General features: G+C 30.8%; 7 protein-coding genes. 2 read left to right on the forward strand and 5 right to left on the reverse strand.

Annotated features, from left to right (window positions below; translation table 11 throughout):
* Positions 1 to 77: 77 nt before the first annotated feature.
* From BFA01S_RS11465 to BFA01S_RS11475, 3 genes are all read right to left on the reverse strand, one after another.
* Positions 78 to 1,136: an Abi family protein gene (locus BFA01S_RS11465; protein WP_235843013.1), complete on the reverse strand. Its 1,059-nt coding sequence runs from the start codon at positions 1,134 to 1,136 to the stop codon at positions 78 to 80.
* Positions 1,137 to 1,172: 36 nt separating this feature from the next.
* On the reverse strand, positions 1,173 to 3,932 hold the full coding sequence (locus tag BFA01S_RS11470) for an ATP-dependent DNA helicase (protein ID WP_066230155.1): 2,760 nt from the start codon (positions 3,930 to 3,932) through the stop codon (positions 1,173 to 1,175).
* 1,244 nt (positions 3,933 to 5,176) lie between these two features.
* Positions 5,177 to 6,007, reverse strand: coding sequence for a hypothetical protein (locus tag BFA01S_RS11475; RefSeq protein ID WP_066230158.1), 831 nt, complete (start codon positions 6,005 to 6,007; stop codon positions 5,177 to 5,179).
* 404 nt (positions 6,008 to 6,411) lie between these two features.
* Here BFA01S_RS11475 and BFA01S_RS22850 point away from each other — a divergent pair, with 404 nt between their 5' ends.
* Complete coding sequence (locus BFA01S_RS22850) at positions 6,412 to 6,567, forward strand: hypothetical protein (RefSeq protein ID WP_169800476.1); 156 nt, start codon at positions 6,412 to 6,414, stop codon at positions 6,565 to 6,567.
* Positions 6,568 to 6,900: 333 nt separating this feature from the next.
* Here the strand turns inward: BFA01S_RS22850 and BFA01S_RS11480 are convergent, their stop codons facing one another.
* Both BFA01S_RS11480 and BFA01S_RS11485 read right to left on the reverse strand, forming a co-directional pair.
* Positions 6,901 to 8,289, reverse strand: coding sequence for a M28 family peptidase (locus BFA01S_RS11480; RefSeq protein ID WP_066230168.1), 1,389 nt, complete (start codon positions 8,287 to 8,289; stop codon positions 6,901 to 6,903).
* Positions 8,290 to 8,864: 575 nt separating this feature from the next.
* Positions 8,865 to 9,281, reverse strand: coding sequence for a hypothetical protein (locus BFA01S_RS11485; RefSeq protein WP_066230161.1), 417 nt, complete (start codon positions 9,279 to 9,281; stop codon positions 8,865 to 8,867).
* A gap of 759 nt (positions 9,282 to 10,040) precedes the next feature.
* Between BFA01S_RS11485 and BFA01S_RS11490 the strand changes: the two genes are divergently transcribed.
* Positions 10,041 to 10,988: a DNA/RNA non-specific endonuclease gene (locus BFA01S_RS11490; RefSeq protein WP_066230164.1), complete on the forward strand. Its 948-nt coding sequence runs from the start codon at positions 10,041 to 10,043 to the stop codon at positions 10,986 to 10,988.
* The last annotated feature ends 393 nt before the right edge of the window (positions 10,989 to 11,381 follow it).

Below are 11,381 nucleotides of genomic sequence, written 5' to 3' on the forward strand. Positions count from 1 at the left end.
TCAAAGATAATGGAGTTAATTTAATCAAATTTTATTTGAAAGTTATGCTAACTTTAATAAAATTTGTGTTCTATATACTAAAATAGACTTTTCCAATTAGGTGGAAATCCCATTTGATTTAGTATCTGATTGAAGTTAATAGATGTAAAATCATGCTGGAACTTATTAAACAATTGAGAAAGACTACTTATTAAGAATTTGTGTTCTTTTTTAGCAATTACAAGTTTTAAATAAGCAACCATAGTGAATAAATTTCCAGAAAGATAATGATTAGGAATATTAAGTAGATTTGAATTATGTCTACTTCTTGCAGGTCTATTTAAGTTAAAACTATAAAGTCTTTCTTCATGGGCACATACATTTCTAAATAAATTAGCAGTTTTTAATACATCAATAAGTGAATCCTTTGGCAATTGGAGATTCACTGTATATGTTTTTTTGTATATTTTCGAAAAATCTTGCGCTATTTGATCCTTTAAAGGGTCATCTAGACACATATAAAAGTTTTGAATATTACCCAATGTTAAATTATTCGATAAGACCCAAAGGGGAATTTCTTGATGACTATCTAAATAATGTTTTATAGGGCCATTTCTATCTGAATGGTTTGTAATTACATTTGATAAAGTTGTAATTAATTTAAGAACTTGTTTAAGTTGATTAGTATTATTAGTGAAATTTTTCATGTCTAAATAGGCATTAGCTAGTTTAAATTTTTGCGAAAAACGATATGATATTTTAGATTTAACACTCTTTTCAAATATTAATAAATATTTAAGTAGAATATTTCTTAACTCTCTATCTAAAATGTAAAGTTTGTATATTTCCTCAAATGTTGCACCCGGTATGTATTGTTCAGGGGTTGCATAACTTCCATTAGCGTTCAGAACTAAAAACAAATCTTTATATCCATTAATAACATTATAGTATCCTTCATTTTCTAAAGTTCTCATCGCATATGAGCCGTTTTTAATAGTTAACCCTCTACCTCTAAGGATTCTTATTTGTTGAATATGAGTTTGAAAAGGTTTCAAGTCAGTTTTCACCTCAATAAAAATAGCCCAGTCCTCGGAAGGAACATGGGCCTGATCACTAAGATCATTATAGTATATGCAGTTAGGGATTGTCAAATCCACTAAATTGCAAAAAAATGATTTTTCTCTTATATAAAATTAAACAGTTTGTAAAAGTTCATCCGGTCGAAACTCAGCATAATCTAATATCTCTATTGGTTCAATTTGTATCCTATGTACCTCTTTAGCCTCCATATAAAGCACTCGTGTAGCTTTATAAGTATTAACTAAATATTGAGTAATTTTCCCATGCTGCTCTTCACTACAAGTACCGTCACATCCTAATTTTACACATAATGGATATACTCGTTTCCTCTCACCCCCATGATAAGTAGACAATTCTCTTTTCTCTTCTTCATCTTGATAAGGGAAATACTCTCTCAAATACTGTAACTTTGTATCTTTCCACTTATTATATAACTCTTTATACACCGATATATAAGCATTATTTGCTATCCTTCCAATTGAAATGTCTAATCCTTCATTTTCAATCAGCCTCTTTAGAAACTCTCTTTGCTCCTTTTTAATTATTTTTGGCTTTTTTTCTCCCACCCTTTCTACATGAACCATTTCTACAGTCCTACTAGTTCCTTTTAATTCTAAATATTTACTTAATTCCTCTTTTTCTGTATCATTTCTATACGGGAAATCCTTCATAATTTCCTTAACCTGAAGCTCCTTCATGTAGAGGATACGGCACACTTCTTTAAACACGAGCTCCGTACTCCCCTTTAGAATAATCATAAATTCATTATCCTGACATACCTTTATTAGAAATGATGTTTGAATTTTCGTTATATTACCAGAAATATACACTCCACTTTTTTGTTCGATTTTTTGTTGTATATGTTTTTCCTTTCCAATCACTTTTTTATTAGGCCTACGCAACTGATCCCCTATAATTAAGGATGACCTACTATATTGCTTATATTTAGCTTCTGCTCCCTTTTCTAATTTTTTTTCATAAAAAGACTTCACTTCATCCCAAGATCTTGTCAATATATATCCATGTCCCTCTAACAATTCTTGAATCTTTTTACCATAGTTTGCTGTATATATGCGTTCATCAAGTATTGTAACAATCCCATAATCTTCAATACTTCTAATTAAACGACCGACTGCTTGGTCTAACTTATTAACCATCATTGGATAACTAACCTGATTAAATATATTATTTTTGTTGATTCCCCTACTTATTAACTCTACAATTGGATCATTATGAGCAGGGAACGGTAGTTTATTTATGATTACTGAAGTTAAAGAAGTACCGGCTATCGAAAACCCAGAAAAGAAACTCCCTGATCCCACTAATACACTTTCCTCTGTTTTTTTAAAGCGTTCTGTTAGTTTTTCAACTCCACTTTCTCCTTGTTTATAAAGCGGAATATCATCATCATACAGTTTATCTTTAATTCCTGTATAAATCCCATCCATATGATGTTTAGAAGTATTTAAAAGAAGCGTTCGACCACCAGTTATCTTCAGTAAGTTATGTACTTCTTCTAATGCTTTTTCTATAAACTCATCTTTATTAGGATCGCCTAGTCCTTCAGGTATATATATAAGCGCTTGATTTTTATAATCAAACGGACAATTTAAAATTTTTGTCATAGCTTCTTTAGGACGAATATCCCACTGATTCATAATATGGGAGAAATCCCCATTTACAGTAAGTGTCCCTGACATGAATATAACCTTATTTACATTCATGATGTGATTTAACATTTTTCTGAAAACTTCTTTATAATTATTTTCTACGACATGAAACATATTGTTTTCTAAACTGATCCAAGATGTATATTTAGTTGTCTGGGTAAATCTATAAAGGACACTAGATAATTTATCCAAGATTTCAGCTTTCCTTAAGCTTGCCTGAAATAGGTTATCATTTATAATTTGATTTAATTCTTTTAATATAGCAAGTACAGAATCATTAAGCATGTAACGACCAGTATCTGCTTTCTCATTATCTGCTTTGTTTGTCTCTATCCACTTTCTCAACTCATGTATAGACTTTGTCCACTTATACTTATCCTTATCGATGTATTTTTCTACTTTCTTCAAATGAGAAATAGTAAATGTTTTTTCTAAACGGCCGATAAATGTCTCAAGAAATTCATGAGCCTCATCAATCACTACTATCCCCATGTCAGTTTTTAGTACTGGTTCGTAAATACCCTCTTCATCCATCGCAGTTAGAAATGACGTAATTAATTGATCATGATTGGTTATAACCACATCATTTTCAGGCGATTTAAACCTTCTTCGATGTGCAATAGTTGGACACAACATCGATAGTGAACAATCTCTACAATTTGAATTCATAGGTAACTCAACTTTTTTCCACTTCTCATCCTCTATATCAAAACCATATTCTCCTTCTAATTCACTTCTTTGACCTGTCTTACTTGTTTGGTAGAATTTTTCCATGATTTCTCTATCCCGAGGAGAAAATAAAGAATACTCTCTTCCTCTCTCCAGTTCTTTAAACCTATAATGACAGTAGTAATGAGTCTTTCCTTTTGCTATAATAGGATATTTCACTAATCCTATTGAGCTTAATAATGGAATCTCACTCCCCATTAATTGTCCTTGTAAGTTAATTGTCGCTGTAGCATACATTAAACTTCTTTTATTATACATACTATATTTCCTATCTACCAAAGCGGGAACTAGCACACCTAATGATTTTCCAGTTCCGACTGGTGCTTCAATAACCATTAAACGTTTACTTGACTCCAAAAACTCTCCAATATCTAATGCCATTTGTACCTGAGATTCCCTTATAGCACTAGTACCATAATGTTTTCTTAGTTTCTCTTCAAATATTTCTAAAATTACATCTGCTTTAGAATTCATCTACCTTATCTCCTTAGTTTTTCACTGCCTTGAATTGCTACACGTTTATCATTATGCATCCTAGATAGATTACACTAATTAGACATTTGAATAATTCGCTACTGTTATAATTCTTAAAGCGGTTAAATCCTATAAACAAAAGTACAACACAAGTTATTTTAGTAGAATAACTCCGCTTTTCCTATAGTTTAGTCACATGCCTAGTAACTTCCTATCTATCCCAAAACATAACTGCCCTATTAAGCTTCTAGTTTTGAATATTCGTCTACGCATTGGCATCGCTATTAGAATAACTATGCTACAATAAACATTCCTATTTTATAAGTTCAATTTCTTTTACAGTCATCGTATGAATGTTTCCTTTTCATCTACTAATATTATACAAAAAGAATAAGAAAAAATACAAACATTCGTTTGTATAAAATCAACATTCATTTGTAAATAAAAAGATAATATTAATAAAAATAAATATATTTATACAACAGTCGGTGGGATAAAAAGTAGTAGAGGGGCAGAAAGAATGGAGCTAGTATAGATGTATGGACATAAGTTAGTTAAGTCTCTATTCATTGATTAAACTGAGAAAAAAGGATCAACAGAGTGTTTCACCCATTGAAACACTCGTTCTTTATCTGTCTACAATAGCTTCTAAATCTACCAATCCTCATCGTCCGTAATATTCCATTCATAAATTTTTTTTCAGGATTTATCTTTACTATTTCTCCAATTACAGGTATTAATACTACAGCTATTTTAAGTAAATGACTATTATTGAAATGCTTTATGTAATCTATTGGATTAACTGTTAAATCAACTGGTATAATTAAAACTCAAAGTCAGGTGAATATTGTGCTACGGTTAGTATTTCGTTAATAACAAAGTTATTAAATGAATTTATTACATATATTTTACATTAAAAAACCATTTTCTTTTATATTCTAAATTAAAAGGAAGTTCCTCATAAATTATTAATACCAAAAATAAAAAAAGAAGAGAATTTCATCGTCTCTCCTAATAACTAGTCACATATTCATTGGAATAGCAACTTCATTTCCATTCATATAAACCTATAATAAATTTAGTTGATACTTAATAATTCACAAAATACAATTTTATACATAATATAATAGTTTAATAATTTAAAAGTTGCTACTAGATTATATGTTTAACAAGGAGTAGATTTTCTGAAACTTCAGCAGCAAACTCGATTCGTTATTTACTTTTTTATTGTGTAATTTCAATCTTTATTTATTATTTTTTTGTGTTTTTCTTATTATTTGAGCTGTTTTCACATTCATATGTTCTTTCAAGTTCTCTTCAGTTCTAGTTAATTGTTTCTTAAGTGCTTTTATTTCCTTTTCAAGTTGGAAGATAGTATCATCTTTTATTTTTGAATTATTCAATAATTTTAATTGAGCATTTAACTCTTCAATCTGTTGAGGTGTAATATTCTGACCTGAATTACTTGCTTTTTCCCTTCTATTATTAAATTCGTTTATGAAAAATAAAATAAAACCAAATACTAGCGATAACATAGTAGCTTGATAACCGTATTTCTCCAAATAGGGTGTTATTGTCTTCGAATACTCTCCAGGAAATAAGGATAATAATGATATTCCGCCAATAAATATCATTATCCAATTAAAAACTCTCTCAAATAATGTAATTGTACTATTACTGAAATACACTCCATACAAACAAAAATCAATTACTAAGAAAAGTATTAATATTAAAGCTATTGATAAATTGAATAGTATATTAAATTCTAAGTTAACTAAGAAAAAAAGACAAAATAGAGCCAATGAAATTAACAAAATTATAAGTAACAAAGGTCCAATTTTTCTTTCGAATTTTTCTATAGTCTCTACTAGCTTGTTATAGAATACTTGTTCTATAATTATAAGTATAGCTACAATTATAATAGACAGCTTATAATCATATTTAAAATTAGCATCAAGATCATGGTCAAAAATCAGATTAATAATAGTGTTGAATAGCATTAATAATAAAAATGTTAATAATGTGTGATAAAAAAATAAATAAGTACGCTGTATCGTTTTGTTAATCTTCATCATTTTATTACTCCTAAAGTACTGATATTATTATAAATAGAAATCTCTTAACAAATGGATTTCTTCAGAGAACAGACATTTTGACTATATTATATCAAGAGAAGTAAATTAAGGAAATAAATTTTCGTAAAATAGATATTATACACGAAATTAAAAACCGTAAATTATCCCTTCTCTTTTTACACCTTTCTCTCTATTGTTCTACACTTAAAAAATTCTTTTTATTTAAGGAACTTTATTTATGAAATCTTAAAACAAGCATTATTTCTATAATTCGTAGCGGAGAATTCTCTAATACAGGTTCAATATAGTTGAAGTATATATGCAAATAACAGGCAATTCAACATTACCTACTCAATTTCAAACTATTGCAGTACAACTCAATTAATATAATTTGAACTAATGAGATGTTAAGAGGTTATCAAAATGTCTCAGTTAACCGTCAATATATGAATTTAGGAGGAAATATTATGATTTCTGATATTATTTGGACTCTTGCAGCAGCTCTGTTCACTTATGCTGTTATGTGGAAAATGAACAACAAAGATGTGACTTCTAAGTAAAACATTAAAGAAATGAGAGCAAAAACAAAAAAATATTTATCCGTTAGCCTGCCACTATGTACTTTACTGGATATCTAAATTAAAATAAAAACAGATCAAGTCTATACCTGATCTGTTTCAGTACATTTATGTTTTTAATACTTATCTTTTACGAAGTAATTTCGGAATATTTTTCACCGAACCTAGGTAAGGGTACTCTATAATCCTAGATTATACTAACCGCATCTTGATACGGGGCTGCAATCTACTATTACTATATAATTTCTATTCATTAATTGTCAATAACGGAGGATAATTAATAAACCCTATTATAATCCGCAGAGCTACTATCAATTATTCGAGTTCTCTTTCCTCAAAATTGTAATCGACTTCTTTTGGTGCAACTTTAGCCTTTTCTAATGCCGGAGTATCAGGGCGAGCAACTTGATATACAGCAGCACCTACAATATTAGATACTTCCTTTAACTTATCTAAACTAATTTTGTCTAAGGTATCTTCTGGGGAATGATACCATGGTTCTACTGGCGCATGGATAAACAATGCAGCAGGAATACCTATTTCCGCAAATGGAACGTGATCACTTCGCCCTCCCCAACCGTAAGGAGTTGCTTCTCCCGTATCGGATAAACGAGCACCCGCTGATGCTCCTAGATCCGTCACGATATTTTTCTCACCATCAGCACTGTACATAATTAATGGACCAGCATCCTTACTTCCAACCATATCCATTTGGAACATTCCTACTGTGCGGTAATAGTCTTCATCAGTCATTCTTTTAACAAATTCATATGAACCTAATAACCCATTTTCTTCAGCCCCAAAGGTAACAAAACGAATGTCGGTATCCGTTGGAGCATTCGCAAATACTCGTGCCAACTCAAGCACAGTAGCTGTACCCGAAGCATCATCATTTGCTCCCGGCGCTCCATCTACAGAATCATGATGAGCACCAACAAGAACTAATTGATTCTTCGATTTTTGAGTCGCTTCTTTTGTTGCTATTACATTATGAGAAATTGCCTTATTTGTTTGAGCTCCCTCTATTTTCAAGGTGGCCGTTACGGTTTCACCCTTTTTCAGACGTTCCTCTAAAGCAAATCCTTGATCGTAAGTGATGGCTAGAGATGGAACATAGTTATCATTGGGTTCACCCAGTGTTCCACTGATTACGCCATCAGTATTGTTATAAATAATGACAGCAGAAGCCCCTGCCGCCGCAGCGTTTAAGATTTTATCTGTGAATGTATAGGTACCACGTTTGATTAGAGCGATCTTCCCTTTTATATCTTTTCCCTCAAAATCACTTGGTGCTCCTAAACCAACGTAAACTAGCTCATTCGTTACCTCCCCATTTACACCATAGGTAAAGCCGATTGGTTCAGGTTCGAAGGTTATACCATCGACGCTTAATTCAATTAAACTAGGTTCTATATAACTATAAATATCGAATGCTTGCACTTCTGTTTTATATCCATAAGACTCAAATTGGCGCTTTATATATTCCACCGCTGCGTCCTCACCTGGTGTTCCAGCAACACGTGGATTCTTTGAAAGCTCAGCAATATGATTGTAAATGTTTTCTGCCTTAATCCGTTTGACAATCTTGTTGTCAAACGCTTGATCCGATTTTAGATTTGCTTCCTGTGCTGGTGCCGCCCATACAGCTGTTCCCCCAAAGGAAAGACTAGCTGCAAGTAAAATAGAAAAGGATGTTTTTCTTATCAATGTGGTACCCCCTTTTATTCCCTTAATTTTCAAAATTTACAACTTATATAAATAGTAAATGAATTTTCATAGGTTGTCCAATATAAAACATTTAGAAAATTTAGATATTAATTGTGATATCTATCCACTTTTCTCTGATTACAACTAAAGAAAAATAGCAATTATTGAACTATACTACCTCATTCAGTTTAAGTACAAATCTTCACAGACACTTAAAAAAGTGAACCAATTCAAGGTCCACTTCACTCTTAATTATTCAATATTTTTTTCCTCCATAAAGATGAACAAAACAGAGTTTCTAATTAGGATTTATGCCCTCCCACCAATTTAGAGCTTATCAATACTAAATTTAAAATTCTTCGGTAAATTCAACAGATAAATATAATAGATATGGTTATTATACTACTTCAGAAATAAATTCTGTTAGATGATAATAAAGTTGTTTAATTTCTGTTCATTTAAATATACTTATGTTCAAAAATCAATAATAAAGCTGTTTAAATCTTATTCAGCTAAAGCACCCGATAGTTGTAGAATGAAATGCTTTCAAGATTGCAGGACGAACAAATACTTTATCCCCTCAAAAACTTCAGATATTTCACATCATTTGGTCCGAAACATCTACCTCTTGATTTTTTATGGGCAGTCTCAAACAATGTTTTAGCTTTTTTAAAATCTCCTGTTTCATAGGCTACTTTTCCTGCCCATAAATCCCTTTCACCAAAATCTCCTCTTTCAGGGTCTGTAATAAATATAAAGTCAACCCACTTTTTCATTCTTTTGAAGTCTTTGATTTCTATTAAAATGTCCAATATAACCCAAATTATCAAAAAACTCTCATCGTATATTTCCTTGGGGTTCGGAAGTTCTTCCCAAGCCTGTTCTAATAACGAAACCGATTTTTCAAAATCATTTTTATCCCATTCTTCATTACTTCTATCCATCAATTCTTGGATTTTCTTTCCCTTATCACCAGTTACATATGGCATAAATACTGCCTTACCTCCTAAATTTCATCCTTAATCAGAGTAAAATATTTATACTTAAATTAGTCTAATTTGTTATTTTATTTTACCATTCCTTCTTCAACTAACTGCCCCGTTACTTTAAGTATTTTTCTTCACACTCTCTATTTATTCATATAAATATCTAAATCAACTACCAATTGTTATTCAATAATCTAGCCCGATTATTGAATAACATGACTCGCATTTTTCAAACAACTTTTTTTGTCACCTAACATTTTCAAAATATTATGTGTAACATCATATAAAAGCATTGTATAAAATTAAGGATTAAATTAACTTCTTGATATTTAATATAAACTTAATTATCCCTCTATCTTTAATCAAACCAGACCCCTCCTTTTTTGATCTAATTATATAAGAACTTATGTTCCTTTTCAATGTTATTATCAAACATTTGTTCTTAATATATTCACTCGCATTAAAATTTATTATAAATAAAGAGCTCAATTGTAAGGTTAGAAAACTGTAAATTCAACCATTATATGTCCTTTTATTTACAAGGTTAAGAAAAAAACTGTTTATCTGAACAGACTTTCACATAATACAATGGACTCTACTAATCTTTATTGGAATTTAATACCACATATTTTGAACTAAGTATCTACTGTAATAAAATTAATATTGTAATATGCTATTATAAATAGGTTAACAATGTTAATTTATGTTTTGTTCAAAGATTTCTAGAATGTTCAGTAAAAAAATACTATAAGGAGTCCTAAAATGAAAAAGAAAATAAACTATTTAATCTTACTTTTAACTGCCATCTTTATAGTTGGTTGTACTAACGTAGAAGATGCATCCGTTACAGATAAAGAAACAGATTCACAAGAAGTAACAACAAATAATAATGAAACAGAAAAAACTACGGTAACTGAAAAATCAGTATCAGAAAAAACATCAACTCAATCAAAAGATGAACTGTTCAAAGGATACAAACTGATTGAAGTTGATGGTGGTGATTTGTCAGGACATCGCGAACCTAATGTCGTCGTTGACATTGGTTTTGGGGACCGACATTACTATGCATTCACGAATGAGGCAGGGCAATTGGTTCGTGTTATTGCTGACGAAATCGTCCTACAAGATGACCGTACCGAACCTGTAACATCGTCTGGCAGATACTACGCTGATGAAGCAAAAGTTCCTGGTGTAGAAAGAGCAGATTTAGATGAAGGACATATTATTGCAGATTCTCTTGGTGGGGTATCAAATGCTTATAATATTACGCCACAAGATAGTACGCTTAACCGACATGGTGATCAAGCATATATGGAAGACGCTATTCGTAAAGCTGGTGGAGCTACTAATTTTGAAGCAATTATCACATATCCTAATACAGAAACGCAGATTCCTTCTCATTACAAGTACACTTACACTTTAAAAGGGAATAAAATTGTAGATGAGTTTGATAATGGCAACCCTGATGAAATAAATAAATCTCTAGGATTAACTGAAAGTAAATCAACTAACTCAAATAAGTCAACGAGTTCTAATAAGTCCAATGCTTCGAATGGCACTGAAGATATTTCTAGCGTTGATACAGATGGAAATGGACAAGTGACGATTAAAGAAGCAAAAGCAGCGGGTTATAGCATGCCAATAACAAGTGATCATTGGTTATATCCATATATGGATGATCGAGATAATGATGGTATGGTTGGGGAATAAGCACCTAGAACTCAAGGAAAATTAAATGAATGGAAATAAACGAATGACTTTACAGAAACAATCGGGCGCGATTGTTAAATAAATCTTAGATTTTCAAAAGACTTTATTGTTATATTTTTTAGTATAGTGATGTTTCGTAAATTAATAATTAAACAACTATATTTTTAACCCCGTCCTAACTTGAACGGGGTTTTGATTGTTTTCATCCCGTTTTATCCTTGAATCTATAAACTTTTTTTCTTATTGTTATCTTTCTAATACTATACAATATTGTTCTTTATATTTTTCATGGTTCCAATTGTACATTTGTACCAGATGATTTAGAGTTAATTCTTCATAGTTACATCTAATATACGGTATATTTAATTCATTATCGTTATGACCAATCCATAC

It is taken from the genome of Metabacillus fastidiosus NBRC 101226, from assembly GCF_001591625.1.
Classification (GTDB): Bacteria; Bacillota; Bacilli; order Bacillales; family Bacillaceae; genus Metabacillus; species Metabacillus fastidiosus.